The sequence below is a fragment of the Candidatus Protofrankia californiensis genome (genome assembly GCF_900634765.1).
Classification (GTDB): Bacteria; Actinomycetota; Actinomycetes; order Frankiales; family Frankiaceae; genus Protofrankia; species Protofrankia californiensis.
Window position 1 is genome coordinate 1 of sequence record NZ_CAAAFT010000076.1, and the last position, 15,065, is coordinate 15,065.

A 15,065-nucleotide genomic window follows, 5' to 3' on the forward strand; every position below is an offset into this window, starting at 1 on the left:
AAGGTGGGATCACACGCCCCCCACTTTTCAAACACGCCCTAGAGGTGATCCGCCATGGCTAGAACCATCGCAGTGATCGTCCGGTGTGATGGTGACTCGTGGGCGGCCTGGTCGCCGCAGTGCCCAGGGCTCGCCGTGATTCAGCCGACAGCGGCGGAGCTGCGGAATGCCCTCCCGGGTGCGCTTGCAGGCTACTTCGACGGTCATGAGGCCTTCGAGACCGAAGTCCATCTCGAGAACGAGCTGCGTGGCGTCGCGGTGCGTGTCGCGCAGGACCAGCTTCGCTGGGAACGGCACCTGCTCGCCGAGCGCATCGCGGCCGCGCTCGGTGTTGAGGAGCAGGCCCAGGCGATGCGGTCCGCTCCAGCCAGCTCTCTCGGTGACATTGTCTACGCCACGGTGCTTCCAGCGGACACCATCGGCTGGCTGACACATCAGATGGACGTCGATGGCGACGCCATCACCGTTGCCCTCCCCGTTGCCGACGAGCTGATCTGGACAACCACCCTTGCCAGCGCGGCAGACGGCAACACCTATGGTGGTATCGAATACGGCGGCATCGTGTTCCCCGCAACTGCGACCTTCGGCGAGGTCATGCAGGCTGACGCCGCGCCGCGACACATCCGGGTCTGAAGACCAGGCCCCGCCGTCCGCGTCTGGTGAGCAGGGGGTCTGCCCGACGCGCGCCGGCCCGCGTGCGCCAATACCACCCGTCGAAAAGAACGGTCCGCCGGGAGCGCGGAGTCTTCGGCGCCGAGCGGATCTTCCTGACGCATCATCCGCCGGTGCGTGCCTCCCATTCGGCGCGGGTGATGGCGTAGATGTTGTTGTCCCGCCACGGGCCGATGGCGGATGCCTCACCCTGGAAGGTCATCCCGAGCTTGCGGGCGACCCCGTTCATCCCGACGTTGCCCCGATTGGTGAATGTGACGATCTTGTTCAGGGTGAGGGTGGCGAATCCCCAGATGATCGCGGCACGGCACGCTTCGGTGCCGAGTCCTTCCCGCCAGCGGTCCCGGCGGATGGACACGGCGACTTCCACCCCGGGCCATCCCGTGCCGTAGTACAACCCGGCCCGGCCGAGGAACTCGCCGGTGGCCTTGTCCTCAACCGCCCACATGCCGTGCCCGAGCAGCGCCCACATGCCGATCAGATGGGTGATCAGCCGCTCTGTGCCGTCCCGGTCGAACGTGCCGTTGAGGTAGCGCATGGTCTCGTCGTCGGCGTTCATCGCCGCGGATGACCTGGTCCATGAGCATGGGGAGCTGTGGCCTCTGCGCGCCCAAGCGAACAAGCTGATCGGAGATCCGTGGGAAGCGTCGACCCGCCGGTAAATCCGGATGAAGAGGTGCTCTCCCGCTACCAGCAGAAGGACCGAAGGAACGCGTTTCTGGTGAGAGTTTCCCGGCGTCGTCACATCAGTCAGGCAACTTGAGATCGTTTATGCCGACACGGGTGAGGGACTTCGCCCATGGGCCCGGGACCCCGGCCAACGCGTCGATCTGCTCCCAGTTCCGCATGACCATCTTCAAGATCTCCCACATGTTCATGTGCCCCGCCTGGGTAAGAAACAAGCCCTTGACCGAGTAGTCGCGCAGAAGGCGCTTCTCGATCAACCGATAGCGGATGCGCCTGTCTCGGGTGATCAGAAGAAGAGCGGCCTCCCCGACGATCGGAAGCCACGCGTCATCGAGATCACCCCGTCGGATGCAGGTATGACGATGACCCGGGAACACGACGTCGCCGCGGACGGCAGCGAGAGCTTTCCCGAGGGGTAAGGTGTTCTCGTCGACGAAGAACCGCGGCGTAACCGGGGTGTTTCTGCCGCTCAGGCTGCCGTCTCCTGCCTTTTGATTCGACTTTCGTAGCGGATCGCCGCCTCGACGTCAGCGACTGCGATGTCGTAGCCGTTGGCGATCTCAGCAACCGAGTCCCCCGCCGCGAACAGGTCGTAGAGGTTCTCGGTGCGTATGCCATGGACGACGGGTGCGCCGAAGTTACGCAGGGGGTCGATGACGACCGGGCTGTACTTGTCATCCGGGTGGATGCGAAGGACTTCCCCGTCACCAGGGGCGAACTCGACCTTTTCCACGAATGCGGCTGCGCCGGGGGCGAGGATGAGCTGGCCGTTTCGGATGACGACCATCGCGAGTTCCCGATCGATACCGGTCTCGTCCTGGACCTCGAGGACGAGCTCGCGGTTCGCGACGTAAGGTTTGGCGTGAGCGAGTGGATAAGGGACGCCGAGACGCTCCCGTAGACGCTGCACGACGGGGCGGAGGCGCTGTAGGGAGACCTTGTGGCGTATCCGGTACTCGCGGAGATAGCCGGCTTCGACGAACTCCCCCCAGGTGACGGCGTCTTCGCCGGTCCGCTCGGGCCGGATGACCGGCTCATAGTCCGAACCGCCACGGGAGTAGCCGTCGATCCATCCACGCAGCCGCGCCGGTCGCACGCCGAGGACACGAGCCGCCTCGCTCGTCGAGTAGACCTCGCGGTCCAAGACGGTGATCCCCATGCCTGCATCATGCAGCATCAGTGCTGTGGCATGACGCACGTCGCACAGCTTTGGGTTGGAACAGCTCACACCGACGCTGGAGGAAGTGCCTTCCCGTTCGTGTCGACGAGCTCGCCCAACTCCCTGACCACAAGATCGGACGCCATCACGGTCGGCATCTGATCGAGCAGGTAGAGGAAGCAGCGCCAGTAGCCGCAGGACTTCATGGCGCTGCTCGAACGCGTTCACGTCGACGTTCGCTCCCAGCAGCGGGTTGATGTCGGGTACCTCGCCGACAGGATCTTCTTCGATGCGGGCGATGCGTCGGGCGTACTCGCGGGAGGCGACTGTGCGCGTCCACGCCTTGGGCTGCCTGATGTGTTCCCATCGTTGGTACGCCTTGATCATGGCCTCCTAGGCGATGTCGGTGGCGTCGGGGAGATGGGCGCCTTGCCACACGAGGAAGGCAACGAGGGTTGGGACGCACTCGCGGTAGAAGGCGCTGAAGGCGGCGGCATACGGAGGCAGGCTGTTGCGCGTTTCTGAAGGTGTCGACGGAGCCGGGGCAGGGCTTCGGAGTCCTGTGGGCTCTGCCGGTTCGGCCTGGTCATCCACTGCTACCCCCTCGCTCGTCCAGTTCCGGGGCGACGGTCAGCGTGAGGCAGGCACCGTCGGCGCCCTCTCTGCCAAGCTGAGTTGAGACAGAAACCTTGATCCATCGAGTGTGCGAGTAGGGCGAGTTGCGGATCAGGATCTTGTGACGTTGACCATGGCTGCGGAACCTGTCAAGCTTTTTGAGACACTATGATGTTGAAATTGTGGGTTGATCCCCCTTGCTTTCGATCTTCGACGGGGGCTGGTTGATCCACACCCGGCCAGCCAGCGGTCGGCGACCTGAACGGCGTGCGGGAGGGCGCGGCGGACCGCTTCGGCGTAGGTGCCGGAGCCGTCGCGGCACACGACCTGCACGCCGGGGTGGGCACGCAGCCAGGCTTCCAGGGTGTCAGCGGTGCGGCCGGGCAGCACATCGATCCGCTCATGGGTGTCGGCGTCGATGAGCACGGTGGCGTAGCGGTGGCGGCGGCGCAGGGCGAAGTCGTCCACACCGAGCACCCGGGGCACCCGTGGTGGTGGCAGGGCCAGACGCAGCAGGACACGCAGCGCGGTGTGCCGGGATAAGGGCACGGCCAGGGCGGATAAGACTCGCGCGCCGGCACGGCCGGCCAGTGCGCGGACCACCGCGCCGATCTGGCCGGCCAGGCGAGGGGTGCGGCGCTGGTAGCGTTCCAGCACACCGGGGATCTGCTCGCGGAAGGTCTGGCGGCAGCCGTGTGTCGGGCAGACCAGCGGCGACAGCCCCGAGAACACCATGGTCACAAGCCTGCTGCCATCGCACATGACTCATCGTGAGGCGACCAGGCTCTCTTCGTCACCACCGAATCTGCGACAGAGCCGTTTCTTGGGCAGATCCTGAGGGCTCGGCGCGTCGAGGCGGTTATCGGCGGACGAGCCTCTTCCTGTCGGCGCCCCACACGTCCCAGGCGGATTTCCGGTTGCCGGTGATTTCGTTGTCCTCGAAGAGTCCTGCGCCGTTGTCGTAGACGAACACACCGTGCTCCTGGGAGTCGGTGATGCGGTTGCGGCGGACCGTCGGGTTTCCGCCCGACTCCACGGCGACGTTGGACCGGGTGTTGCCGGTGATTTCGTTGTCCTCGAAGAGCCCCACACCGTTGTCGTAAACGTGCACGCCGGCGTCCTGGGAGTCGGTGATGCGGTTGCGGCGGACCGTCGGGTTTCCGCCCGACTCCACGGTGACGTTGGGCCAGACGTTGCCGGTGATTTCGTTGTCCTCGAAGAGTCCCGCGCCGTTGTCGTAGACGAATACGCCGCTTCTCTGGGAGTTGGCGATATGGTTGCGGCAGACCCTTGGGTTTCCGCCCGACGCCACGGTGATGTTGGATCGGATGTTGTCGGTGATGTCGTTGTCCTCGAACAGCCCCGCGCCCTTGTCGTAAACGTGCACGCCGCGGCCGGACACATAGTGGATGCGGCAGTGGCGGACACGAGGGTCGGCATCGTTGTGGACGGCCACACCCGCGGATGCGCTCCCGCTGACATCGCATCCGTCCAGGACGAGCCGACCCGCACGGATATCGACCACCGGACCCTCCTGTGGTTGCCCGGTTGCCCGCAGTGTCAGCCCCCGCACCGAACCGTTCGACGCGGTGAACACCACCACGCTGCCCTCACCGGCCACAATGGTGATTTCCTCGACCGGCCCGTCGCCTACAACTTCCAACGGCTTGTCGAGCACGATCGGCCCCTTGTACAGTCCGGGGCGCACAACAATTCGATCACCCGGTAGCGCGGCACGGACCGCCGCGTCCACCGTGGTGAAATCCCCACGGCCCAGCGCGTCGACCACATGAACCGGTACCGGACGACCGGAAGCCCTGCCCGTCGAAGCGCCGTCACCAGACATACCGGAAAACCTCGTGCCGGTCGTTTGCGAATCCGGGTTGAGGGCATCCCGCACCCTGCTCGCCAACGCCGCTATCGCCCGCCGGCTCACTGGATCCGACAGTTCCCTGAATCGCAGCTCCCGCCAGTCGGCATACTGCCGGGCAGCCAGTTCCGCAACCAGCTTGTCGCCCACAGCTCGGCCCGGCACCTCCAACACCGGCACACTGATCCAATACACCGGTAAGATCAGATTGTTACGGCCGAGCCGTCGTTCCCGGTCCACGAACCGGGTCAACTCCCGTCGGCACTGCTTGCTGGCCACAAACGCCGGGGTCACGATCGGCACGAAAAACGTGACCGCGTCCAGGGATCCGTTGATCCGGTCCTCCCAGGCCTGTCCCCAGGCAATGTCATCCCGGTCCTGGAAGATCTGCAGCTCGCGGCGCCCGGTCTGCGCACGCAGCTCACCCTCCAGCCGCCGGCGGAAGGCGGTAATCAGACCGCCGTCATTCTCGTCGTCCCCGTGCGCGTAACTCAGGAAAGCCGCTGGCTCGCCATCCGACCGACCTGCCACCCGCGCCCCCCGACAGCCCTCCACCCGACAACCCATTGTGCACTCCATGTGCCCGATACGGGACGGAACGTTGCTTCGGACCCCGGCCCTGCGTCTGGAGGTGAGGGGGTGCGCGAGCCCGTTGATCGCCTCTGCTGGACGGGCATCCGGAAGGGCAGCCTCGAAACCTCCCCGGCGGTCGAAGGCCGCATGGCGATGATCAGGGGAGGGTGACGCCGGCATCCCCTGCTCCACCCCGGAGGAACCGGGGGCGGGACACCATGGTGTCCCGCCCCCGGTTGCCCGCCCCCCGGCGGTTCTGTGTGGCTGGTGTTGCTCTTGTTCTGGACCTGCCTACCCCTGTAGCACCGGTCAGGTAGTCACACGTCCTGTTCCGATCAAGAAATTGAGTACGTAAACGGCTGCTATCACGACCGTCTATTCCCTCACTTTCATGATCTGACGATGTTTGATCACGGGTTCCTGGTCGACTTCGGAATGGATCTGCGGTGCTTGACCGACGCTCTATGCGTCGGCGTCGGCGTCGGTTGGGTCCGCGATGCCGTGCTGGCGCAGGATGTCGGAGATCCGGGATGCCAGGGTGATGTCGAGGTCGGTGACACCGCCCTGCGAGTGCGTCCAGACTGTGAAGATCGTCACACCGGGTGCCCGGTCGACGACGGGGTGATGATTCATCTCGTTCGCGACAATCGAGATCTTTTCGACCGCCTCGTTCGAGGTCTCCTCGTCGATGGCGACCTTGCGGACGATCGTCGATGTGTCGCCGCTCCACCCCGGCAGTGCGTCGAGCGCGTCGGCCACGCGGTGTGCGTCCAGCTTGGTGGGCATGGAACAGCCTCCGTCCGGTCTGCCCGGGCGACCCCGGGTAGCGGCCGCCTCATGGTGTGCATCCTCTTCACGGCGGGGAAACCCCGCTCGTTACAGTGTCGTTCGTTATGGAGTCGTCGGGCATCCTGCGCGTGGTGGTGGCAGCGGCACTTGTTGATCTCCGGGGTCGGGTACTGGCATGCTGTAGACGAGGTCCGTCCGCGCTCGCCGGCGGCTGGGAGTTTCCCGGCGGAAAGGTCGAACCCGGCGAGGACGAGGTGACCGCCCTGGTTCGTGAGTGCCGTGAGGAACTCGGGGTCGGCATCGAGGTCGGCGCGATCCTCGGCGAGGTTCCCCTGCCCGCGGACGGCTGGGTGCTTCGGGTGCGTTTCGGGCGGATCGTCGAGGGCGAGCCCCGCCTGATCACGCATTCGGCGCATCGCTGGCTGGCACGCCATGAGCTGGACGACGTCCCCTGGCTGGCCCCTGACGCGCCGCTCATCGAAGATCTTCGCCGATGTCTGGGCGTGGGGGCGCTGGACACATGATCGGATACGTGACGTTAACGGATGGTCCTGGCAGGTAAACCTTCCGCTATCTTCGGCCTCGAGTCGCTGGCATCCGTAACATGAGGGTGGACACTCGCGGACCGGGTTCGGATACGACCATCTTCTGATGCTCCTGCTCGGCGCGCAGGGTGTCCTGTCGGGCCGGACGGCGCGTCCAGGATCACCACGACGGTCGCCACGTCGACCACCGTGTCCATCGCCGCGCCAGTCCGGATCATCCTGCCAGCGCGACATCAGCACGACCTGTCCGAGTCACCACGATCTGTCCGGCATCACTGTCCAGGGGCGGTTGCCCCACGTCCCCACCGGAGCCCGTTACTGTGTCTGTCCGTGCCGATCTGCGTAACGTTGCGATCATCGCCCATGTCGACCACGGCAAGACGACACTCGTCGACGCGATGCTGCGGCAGTCCGGTGCTTTCGGCGAGCACTCCGAGGCCACCGACCGCGTGATGGACTCGATGGACCTCGAACGCGAGAAGGGCATCACGATTCTCGCCAAGAACACCGCCGTCCAGTACGGCGACGTCACGATCAACATCGTGGACACGCCGGGCCACGCGGACTTCGGTGGCGAGGTCGAACGCGGCCTGTCGATGGTGGACGGGGTCGTGCTGCTCGTCGACGCGAGCGAAGGGCCGCTGCCGCAGACCCGGTTCGTCCTGCGCAAGGCGTTGGAGGCCCGGCAGCCGGTCATCCTGGTCATCAACAAGGTGGACCGTTCCGACGCCCGGATCGCGGAGGTCGTCGACGCGACCTACGAGCTCTTCCTCGACCTGGACGCGGACGAGACCCAGATCGACTTCCCGATCGTCTTCTGCAACGCCAAGGCCGGACGGGCGTCGCTGAACAGGCCCGAGGACGGCGGCAACCCCGACTCGCCCGACCTCAAGCCGCTGTTCGACGTGTTGCTCGAGTCGATCCCGATGCCGGTCTACGACCCCGAGGCGCCCCTGCAGGCGTTGGTCACCAACCTCGACGCCTCCCCGTACCTCGGGCGTCTCGCGCTGTGCCGCGTCCACAACGGGACGCTGCGGCGCGGGCAGACCGCCGTGCTGTGCCGCGCCGACGGTCGCACCGACCGGGTGAAGATCAGCGAACTGCTGGTCACGAAGGCGCTGGAACGGGTCCCGGGCGAGCAGGCGGGGCCCGGCGACATCATCGCCATCGCCGGCATCCCCGATATCATGATCGGTGAGACGCTGGCCGACCCGGAGGACCCCCGGCCGCTACCCGTCATCACCGTGGACGAACCGTCGATCAGCATGACGATCGGTATCAACACCTCCCCGCTCGCCGGCAAGTCCGGGACGAAGCTGACCGCACGGCTGCTGCGCAACCGGCTGGACGCCGAGCTGGTCGGCAACGTCTCCATCCGGGTGCTGCCGACCGAGCGGCCGGACACCTGGGAGGTCCAGGGCCGCGGGGAGCTGGCGTTGGCGATCCTGGTGGAGCTGATGCGCCGGGAGGGCTTCGAGCTGACCGTCGGCAAGCCGCAGGTCGTCACCAGGGAGATCGACGGCAAGCGGCACGAACCGGTCGAGCGGCTCACCATCGACGCTCCCGAGGAGTACCTCGGGACGCTCACCCAGCTGCTGGCGGTCCGCAAGGGACGCCTCGAACAGATGATCAACCACGGCACCGGCTGGATCCGGATGGAGTACCAGGTGCCCGCCCGTGGACTGATCGGCTTCCGCACCGAGTTCCTGACCGAGACCCGCGGCACCGGGCTCACGCACCACGTCTTCGACTCCTACGAGCCGTGGTTCGGCGAGCTGCGCACCCGGGCGACGGGTTCGATGGTGGCCGACCGCGCCGGCGTGGCGACCGCCTACGCCCTGTACAACCTGGGGGAACGCGGAACCCTGTTCGTGGGGCCGACCACCGACGTCTACGAGGGAATGATCGTCGGGGAGAACTCCCGTGCGGACGACATGGACGTCAACCCCACCAAGGAGAAGAAGCTCACCAACATGCGTTCGTCCACCGGGGACGAACTGGTGCGTCTGACTCCGCACCGGCAGCTGTCACTCGAGCAGGCGCTGGAGTTCTGCCGTGAGGACGAGTGCGTCGAGGTCACGCCCGGGCCGGTCCGGCTGCGCAAGGTCGCGCTGACCGCGGCGGAACGGGAGAAGATCCGCTCCCGCCGCCGCACCGGCTGAGCCCCGGCCCTTTTGGGCGTCCTCCGGGTGTCCTTCAAGCGCGCTTCGGGCCGTCCTTCCGCCCTGTCGCTGATCGACGGGCTGCTTTCCTGGCAGTTCACGTGGACCTCCACCGCAGTGCCGGTTGTGCGTGGTGGCTCATAAGGTTGCGTGCGTGACCGCTCTTGCTGCCCGGACAGGGTCTGGAACCGACTTCACCGCGCTGCCGGCGCGACGGGTCATGTTCGTGCACGCCCATCCCGACGACGAGGTGATCGGGACGGGGGTGAGCATCGCGTCCTACGCGGCGGCGCCGGACACCGGAGTCACCCTTGTCACCTGCACGCTGGGGGAGATGGGCGAGGTACTCGTCCCCGAGCTGATCAATCTGCGGTCGGATCTCGGCGACCAGCTCGGCGGGTATCGCATGGGTGAGTTGACGGCCGCCTGCGTGGCGCTCGGCGTCACCGATCACCGCTTTCTTGGTGGGGCCGGTCGGTGGCGTGACAGCGGCATGATGGGAACCCCGGGCAACAACGACCCACGCTGTCTGTGGCGGGCTGACATCGACACCGCGACCGCCGCGCTCGTCAGGATCGTCCGGGAGGTCCGTCCGCAGGTCCTCGTCACCTACGACGAGAACGGCGGTTATGGGCATCCCGACCATATTCGTGCCCATGAGCTGACTGCGCGTGCGTTCGACGTGGCCGCGGATGCGGCCTTCGCGCCCGACGCCGGCCCGCCATGGCAACCGCTGAAGCTTTACGAGACGGCCATGCCACGGTCGGCGATTCAGGCCGGGATCGACTACTTCCGGTCGTCGGGTGCCGGTCAGGAGCTGTTCGCAGGAGTGGAGTCGGCGGAGGACGTGCCGATGGCGGTGCCGGACGAGGCCGTCACCACGGAGATCCAGGCGCATCCTTACTACGAGGCGAAGATTGCGGCGATGCGGGCGCACGCCACCCAGATGACGACGGACGGCTTCTTCTTCGCGCTGGCGGACGGCATCGGCCATCACGCATGGGGTACCGAGTACTACGTCCTCACCCGAGGCGAGCGAGGGCCGGGTGCTGGACCGTACGGGCGTGAGACCGACCTCTTCGCAGGTTTGGATCTCAATGTCCGTGGTTGATCGTCGATCCGGTCAGGTGGGTGGGGGGGCTGGGCATGGTCAGCCGGATGGGGTGGGCATGGTCAGCGAAGATCTTGAAATGTCCCGGTCCTTCCTGGGATCGGCCTACACCTTCGGTGCCTTCGGGGGCCTTGCGCTTGGCCTCTACGGAGTGTTCCTCGTCCCCGCGGGCCCGCGTCTCGGTGGGGTGCTGCTGTCCGTCGGCGTCGCCGTCGCCGTGCTCGGAAACGTGGGCCTGGCGGCGCTGGTGCGCTGGCTCACCGGTACCCGGCTCGGCGCCGTGATCCTGTTGGTCGGATGGGTTCCGATCGTGCTGTGGTTGGCCGCCGCGCGTCCGGAGGGAGACCTGCTTTTGCAGGCCAAGACCGCCGGATACCTGTTCATGGTCTTCGGAGCGCTCGCGCCGGTGATCGTGGCGATGATCGGGCTGCCACCGCGCGGCCTGTCCGCCCTGCCGCTGGCCGGTCCGCGCGACCGGTGACCGCCGGCCCGTGTGACCGCTGGGCCAGCCAGTGTGGCTGTCGACCCGGACGTTTGGCCATGTTGAGTAACGTTTAGTAATTTTTGGTGACGGCTAGATGCGACTGACGGCCAGTTGAGATTGACGGCTAGTTGAGGCGGGCGCGGGCGGCGTGTGCCGCCTCGCGGGCAGCCGCCGCGGCGGCCGGCTCCAAGAGCCCCACCGCGTCGGCGAAGGTGGTGAGATCCTCGGCGCCACCCAGGAAGTCACCCAGACGGGTGCGCAGCTCACCGCGTTCCCGACGCAGGTGCACCGGGTGATGGGGCAGGAGCAGGGACAGTTCGACGGCCCACAGCCGCGTCGCGATGGTGTCCGTGCGGGCCGCCCAGACCCGGATGTTGCCCAGCACCCGCATCAGCAGGTCGGCCGGGCTCATCGGTTCGAGGTATGTGCGGGTGAACGGCACCCCGGCGGAGCGGACCCGTTCCGCGGCCTCGTGCACCGTGATCAGCCTGCCGCCGGAGAACGGGTCGACCAGGACGTAGCGGCCGGGCGAGCCGACGCCGACGATGACGTGTCCGGGCAGCCCGATGGGGTAGGCGGGTATACCGAGGCGGCGAGCGACCTCCACCCAGACCACGGACAGCAGGATCGGCAGGCCGTGCCGGCGGCGGAGCACCGAGGTGAGCAGGGAGGCGTTCAGACTGTTGTAGTCTGCGGGATCACCGTGGAAGCTGCCCCGTACCCCGAGCGCCTCCCGCAGGATCTCGGCGGCGGTGCGCACGTCCAGGCCGGCGAGTGTCCGCCCTGTGGCAGACCCTTCGGCCGTGTCACCTGTGCTGCCTGCGGTGCTGGCGTCGCCTACCGTGACATCGGCGAGGTGGCAGGTCTCCGCGGCCAGCGCATCCAGCCGGGCGAGCTCCCGCGCCGGGTCGAGATCGGGTTCGGCCTCGGCCGCGATCAGCAGGCAGGCCAGGCCGAGATCGACAGGCTCCTGCCGGACGACTTCGGCAAACTGGCGTCGTGTCTGCACGTTCATTGTGGGTTCGCCTCCGTCTGCCCCACGGCCTGCCCTGCAGCGGACCGGCGTACCGGCTGTGGCGGAACCCGCCGCCCGGCGACCAGATCCGTTTCGGCGACCTTCACGATAGAACCGTCCCTGGTGCGTATCGTCAGACAGCGATCGGTCCAGGACAGCAGCTGCCCCACGACGTCGGTCAGTGGCAGGAGGCCGGCGACCCGCCGGCGAATGGACACCCTGGCGCCGGTGTCAGCAGGAGTGATACGGACGACATACACGACAAGCGAACGCCCTTGTTGTCGACACGGAACCGTCCAGGTCGATACTAGGGAATCAGTCGCCCGTGAGCCGAGGAGGAACAACCGGTGACCTACGTCATCGCGGAGCCCTGCGTCGATGTGAAGGACAGGGCCTGCATCGAGGAGTGCCCGGTCGACTGCATCTACGAAGGCGGACGGATGCTTTACATCCAGCCTGACGAGTGCGTCGACTGCGGAGCGTGCGAGCCTGTCTGTCCAGTGGAGGCCATTTACTACGAGGACGACGTTCCTGACCAGTGGAAGGGCTTCACGGACACGAACGCTCTGTTCTTCGAGGAGCTCGGCTCGCCGGGAGGGGCGTCGAAGGTGGGCGCGCTCGACTTCGATCCACCCAGCGTCGTCGCGTTGGCGCCGCAGGCCGAGTCCTGACCGGGCCCGTGGGGCCTGCCGGCGTCACAGGGCTCCGGCAGGCCCGCCACTTCCGCGTGCGGCTACCAGACTTTCCCTGGGATGCGCTGACCCCGTTCGCGGAGAAGGCCCGTGCCCATCCGTACGGGCTGGTTGACCTGTCCGTCGGCACGCCCGTGGACGCGACACCGCTGGTCATCCAGCATGCCTTGGCCGCGGCAGCCAACGCGCCGGGCTATCCGACGACCGCGGGCACCCCCGACCTGCGGGACGCGGCGGCCGGGTGGCTGGCACGCCGGCTGGGAGTGATCGTCGATTCCTCCGCCGTCCTGCCGGTGATCGGGACGAAGGAGCTGGTCGCGCAGCTGCCCGGCCAGCTCGGGCTCGGGCCGGGGGACCGGATCTGGATCCCGACCCCGGCCTACCCGACCTACGAGGTCGGTGCTCTGCTGGCCCGCTGCGAACCGGTCCTGGGCCCGGCCGACGGTGTGGCACTGGTGTGGTTGAACACCCCGGCCAACCCGTCCGGGCGGGTACTGACCGTGGACGAGATGCGTGCGGTCGTGGGCTGGGCGCGGGAACGCGGCATCATCGTCGCCAGCGACGAGTGCTACATCGAGCTGGGCTGGGAGGCCCGCCCTGTCTCGGTGCTGCATCCGGACGTCTGCGGCGGCTCACACGAGGGGCTGCTCGCCGTCCACTCGCTGTCCAAGCGGTCGAATCTCGCCGGCTACCGGGCCGGATTCGTCACCGGGGACCCCCGGCTCGTGGCAGGCCTGCTGGAGGTCCGCCGGCACGCGGGGGCGATGGTACCCACGCCGGTCCAGGCGGCGATGACGGCTGCTCTGGCCGACGACATGCACGTCGCCGAGCAGCGGGCGCGCTACGCCAACCGCCGGGCCGTGCTCGCGGCGGCGCTGGCGGTCGCCGGCTTCACGATCGAGCACAGCGAGGCCGGGCTCTACCTGTGGGCGACCCGCGGTGAGGAGTCGTGGGCCACCGTGGACGCGCTGGCCACAGTGGGCGTGCTCGTTGCTCCCGGAGTGTTCTACGGCGAAGCCGGACGCCGTCACGTGCGGATCGCTCTGACCGGGCCAGACGCCCAGATTGCCACCGTTCCGGAACGGATGGCGATGCTGCCGCCGCCGCAGCAGGTCGGCCCGCCGCCGTCAGCGGGGGGATACCAGGCAGACGCCCGCTCGACCGGGTCACACCCGTCGGCGGCTCCTTCATCGCAGCCCCCACCCCCGTCCGCATCTCGTCCGCCGGCGGGTCAACCGGTACGGGGTCCACAGCCGGGCTTCCCCGCTGACACGGGAGCGCCCCCCGCGGTGGCATGGCCTGGCTACGACAACACCGGCTACGACGGCAACGGCGGGCACGGCGTCCGGGTCACGGCCGAGCCGCCGGACATCCGGTAACCCCCACATGGCGCCTTTCGGCGCGATGTGGGGATCTCTACGTCGTGGGTGGGTGTGGTCCCGGCTTGCGGTCGGGCTGTCCGGCTGGTTGGGCTGTCAACCGGTTGGGCAGGCGCTGGTTGCCTCGTTAAGGTCGTGACCGTGAGCACCTCAGCCAGGATTCTCGACTCCGTCATCGACCCTGTTATCGACACGCTGTGGGAAAACCCCGATGTCTCCGAGGGGCCGGACGGCCGCAGCGCGTACGACCTCGTGGTCGAGGCGGTCAACCTGCTGGACACCGGGAAGGCGCGGGTCGCCCACGTCACCGACACCGGTGACGTGGTTGTGGACGAGCGGGCCAAACGCGCCATTCTGCTCGCCTTCCGGGTCCTGCAGATGGTAGAATCCGCCGCCGGCGACTTCCGGTACCACGATCGCGTGCCGTTGAAGACGTCCTTCGACGGTGTGCGGGTGGTGCCGGGTGCGATCGTCCGCTGGGGCGCGTACGTCGAACCCGGCGCGGTGCTCATGCCGAGCTACACCAACATCGGCGGATATGTCGGCGCGGGCACCCTGGTCGACACCTGGGCGACGGTCGGGTCCTGTGCGCAGATCGGTCGTCGGGTGCACCTGTCCGGCGGTGTCGGTATCGGTGGGGTGCTGGAGCCGCCGAACGCGAAGCCGGTGGTGGTCGAGGACGACGCGTTCATCGGTAGCCGGTGCATGGTGGTGGAGGGTGCGCGGGTGCGCCGCGGGGCAAAGCTCGGGGCGGGGGCGATCCTGACCGCCTCCACCCACGTCTTCGACGCCAACACCGGCGAGGAGTACCCCCGGGGCGAGATCCCCGAACGGGCGGTGGCGGTCGGGTCCAGCCGGGTGAAATCGTTCCCCGGGGGGGACTATGCGATGCCGTGTGTCCTCGTGCTGCGGATACTCGCCGAGGGGGAGATCCACGACAAGCTCGCGCTCAACGACGTCCTGCGGGAGCACGGTGTCGCACCCTGACGGGGTGCCAAAGGGGCCACTCTATTTGCGGCTCCACCTGTCCACGTGCGGCTCTACCTGCGGCGCGGCCGGCACTCCCGGCAGACCCCGCGACGCCACGTCCCTGTTGCCGGTCACTCTGGAGGGCCAGAGGCGGCGCGATCATGCTCTTTTCGCATTGCCGGAGGCTCAGCTCCCCGGATCACTACGTAGGGTCCGAGCATGCATCTTGATCTGAGCGTCCCGGCGACGGAGCTGACCCGCGCTGTTGTCGACATCCCCTCGGAAAGCGGGGCCGAGGCCGTTCTCGCGGACGCGGTCGAGGAGGCCCTGGTCGGCCTCGGAG

The 15,065-nt window shown here is 67.5% G+C and carries 17 protein-coding genes and 1 pseudogene; 9 read left to right on the plus strand and 9 right to left on the minus strand.

All coding sequences use genetic code 11. From position 1 onward, the window contains the following. Positions 1 to 54: 54 nt before the first annotated feature. Positions 55 to 633: a hypothetical protein gene (locus DD1DGNOD_RS04700; protein WP_131765408.1), complete on the plus strand. Its 579-nt coding sequence runs from the start codon at positions 55 to 57 to the stop codon at positions 631 to 633. Between the two features lie 142 nt (positions 634 to 775). Here the strand turns inward: DD1DGNOD_RS04700 and DD1DGNOD_RS04705 are convergent, their stop codons facing one another. From DD1DGNOD_RS04705 to DD1DGNOD_RS26525, 4 genes are all read right to left on the minus strand, one after another. Beyond that, positions 776 to 1,231 (minus strand): GNAT family N-acetyltransferase, encoded by a 456-nt coding sequence (locus DD1DGNOD_RS04705; protein WP_131765409.1) that lies wholly within the window; start codon positions 1,229 to 1,231, stop codon positions 776 to 778. A gap of 187 nt (positions 1,232 to 1,418) precedes the next feature. Further along, the gene (locus DD1DGNOD_RS04710) at positions 1,419 to 1,832 is read right to left on the minus strand and encodes a hypothetical protein (RefSeq protein WP_131765410.1); all 414 of its coding nucleotides are present in this window, start codon (positions 1,830 to 1,832) and stop codon (positions 1,419 to 1,421) included. Further along, positions 1,829 to 2,518 carry a DUF433 domain-containing protein gene (locus tag DD1DGNOD_RS04715; protein ID WP_241251234.1) on the minus strand — a complete coding sequence of 230 codons (690 nt, stop codon included), beginning with the start codon at positions 2,516 to 2,518 and terminating at the stop codon, positions 1,829 to 1,831. Before DD1DGNOD_RS04715 ends, DD1DGNOD_RS04710 begins: the two co-directional genes overlap by 4 nt. A gap of 65 nt (positions 2,519 to 2,583) precedes the next feature. Next, complete coding sequence (locus DD1DGNOD_RS26525; RefSeq protein ID WP_165036422.1) at positions 2,584 to 2,724, minus strand: hypothetical protein; 141 nt, start codon at positions 2,722 to 2,724, stop codon at positions 2,584 to 2,586. Between DD1DGNOD_RS26525 and DD1DGNOD_RS04720 the strand changes: the two genes are divergently transcribed. Continuing rightward, positions 2,723 to 3,043: a hypothetical protein gene (locus tag DD1DGNOD_RS04720; RefSeq protein WP_131769539.1), complete on the plus strand. Its 321-nt coding sequence runs from the start codon at positions 2,723 to 2,725 to the stop codon at positions 3,041 to 3,043. The two genes, DD1DGNOD_RS26525 and DD1DGNOD_RS04720, sit on opposite strands and share 2 nt — an antisense overlap. 333 nt (positions 3,044 to 3,376) lie before the next feature. On the opposite strand, the pseudogene DD1DGNOD_RS04725 reads toward DD1DGNOD_RS04720, so the two are convergent. The 3 genes and pseudogenes from DD1DGNOD_RS04725 to DD1DGNOD_RS04735 form a co-directional block, all read right to left on the minus strand. Next, positions 3,377 to 3,889 (minus strand): annotated as a pseudogene (locus tag DD1DGNOD_RS04725) (transposase); the annotation flags it as partial. A 103-nt stretch (positions 3,890 to 3,992) separates the two neighbouring features. Then, positions 3,993 to 5,534, minus strand: a complete 1,542-nt coding sequence (locus tag DD1DGNOD_RS04730; protein WP_165036424.1) for a right-handed parallel beta-helix repeat-containing protein — start codon at positions 5,532 to 5,534, stop codon at positions 3,993 to 3,995. Positions 5,535 to 6,038: 504 nt separating this feature from the next. Continuing rightward, positions 6,039 to 6,362 (minus strand): 4a-hydroxytetrahydrobiopterin dehydratase, encoded by a 324-nt coding sequence (locus DD1DGNOD_RS04735; protein WP_131769540.1) that lies wholly within the window; start codon positions 6,360 to 6,362, stop codon positions 6,039 to 6,041. Positions 6,363 to 6,469: 107 nt separating this feature from the next. On the opposite strand from DD1DGNOD_RS04735, the gene DD1DGNOD_RS04740 reads away from it, so the two are divergent. The 4 genes from DD1DGNOD_RS04740 to DD1DGNOD_RS04755 all read left to right on the plus strand — a co-directional run bounded on the left by DD1DGNOD_RS04740 (position 6,470) and on the right by DD1DGNOD_RS04755 (position 10,664). Further along, positions 6,470 to 6,889, plus strand: coding sequence for a (deoxy)nucleoside triphosphate pyrophosphohydrolase (locus DD1DGNOD_RS04740; RefSeq protein WP_131765433.1), 420 nt, complete (start codon positions 6,470 to 6,472; stop codon positions 6,887 to 6,889). 341 nt (positions 6,890 to 7,230) lie between these two features. Next, the gene (gene typA, locus DD1DGNOD_RS04745) at positions 7,231 to 9,072 is read left to right on the plus strand and encodes a translational GTPase TypA (protein WP_131769541.1); all 1,842 of its coding nucleotides are present in this window, start codon (positions 7,231 to 7,233) and stop codon (positions 9,070 to 9,072) included. 220 nt (positions 9,073 to 9,292) lie between these two features. Then, a complete protein-coding gene (gene mshB, locus DD1DGNOD_RS04750) occupies positions 9,293 to 10,183 on the plus strand; it encodes an N-acetyl-1-D-myo-inositol-2-amino-2-deoxy-alpha-D-glucopyranoside deacetylase (protein ID WP_131765435.1) in 891 nt (296 codons plus the stop codon). Positions 10,184 to 10,262: 79 nt separating this feature from the next. Then, positions 10,263 to 10,664: a DUF6113 family protein gene (locus tag DD1DGNOD_RS04755; RefSeq protein ID WP_346434264.1), complete on the plus strand. Its 402-nt coding sequence runs from the start codon at positions 10,263 to 10,265 to the stop codon at positions 10,662 to 10,664. 127 nt (positions 10,665 to 10,791) lie between these two features. On the opposite strand, the gene DD1DGNOD_RS04760 is transcribed toward DD1DGNOD_RS04755, so the two are convergent. Beyond that, the gene (locus DD1DGNOD_RS04760) at positions 10,792 to 11,682 is read right to left on the minus strand and encodes a SirB1 family protein (protein WP_131765414.1); all 891 of its coding nucleotides are present in this window, start codon (positions 11,680 to 11,682) and stop codon (positions 10,792 to 10,794) included. Further along, positions 11,679 to 11,942 (minus strand): hypothetical protein, encoded by a 264-nt coding sequence (locus DD1DGNOD_RS31050; RefSeq protein ID WP_131765415.1) that lies wholly within the window; start codon positions 11,940 to 11,942, stop codon positions 11,679 to 11,681. Before DD1DGNOD_RS31050 ends, DD1DGNOD_RS04760 begins: the two co-directional genes overlap by 4 nt. Before the next feature lie 87 nt (positions 11,943 to 12,029). On the opposite strand from DD1DGNOD_RS31050, the gene fdxA reads away from it, so the two are divergent. The 3 genes from fdxA (at position 12,030) to DD1DGNOD_RS04780 (ending at position 14,740) form a co-directional block, all read left to right on the plus strand. Beyond that, entirely contained in the window at positions 12,030 to 12,353 is a 324-nt protein-coding gene (gene fdxA / locus DD1DGNOD_RS04770) for a ferredoxin (protein WP_131769543.1), read from the plus strand. A 56-nt stretch (positions 12,354 to 12,409) separates the two neighbouring features. Next, positions 12,410 to 13,753, plus strand: coding sequence for a succinyldiaminopimelate transaminase (gene dapC / locus DD1DGNOD_RS04775; protein ID WP_283234657.1), 1,344 nt, complete (start codon positions 12,410 to 12,412; stop codon positions 13,751 to 13,753). A gap of 141 nt (positions 13,754 to 13,894) precedes the next feature. Then, complete coding sequence (locus DD1DGNOD_RS04780; protein WP_131765416.1) at positions 13,895 to 14,740, plus strand: 2,3,4,5-tetrahydropyridine-2,6-dicarboxylate N-succinyltransferase; 846 nt, start codon at positions 13,895 to 13,897, stop codon at positions 14,738 to 14,740. Positions 14,741 to 15,065: the final 325 nt, after the last annotated feature.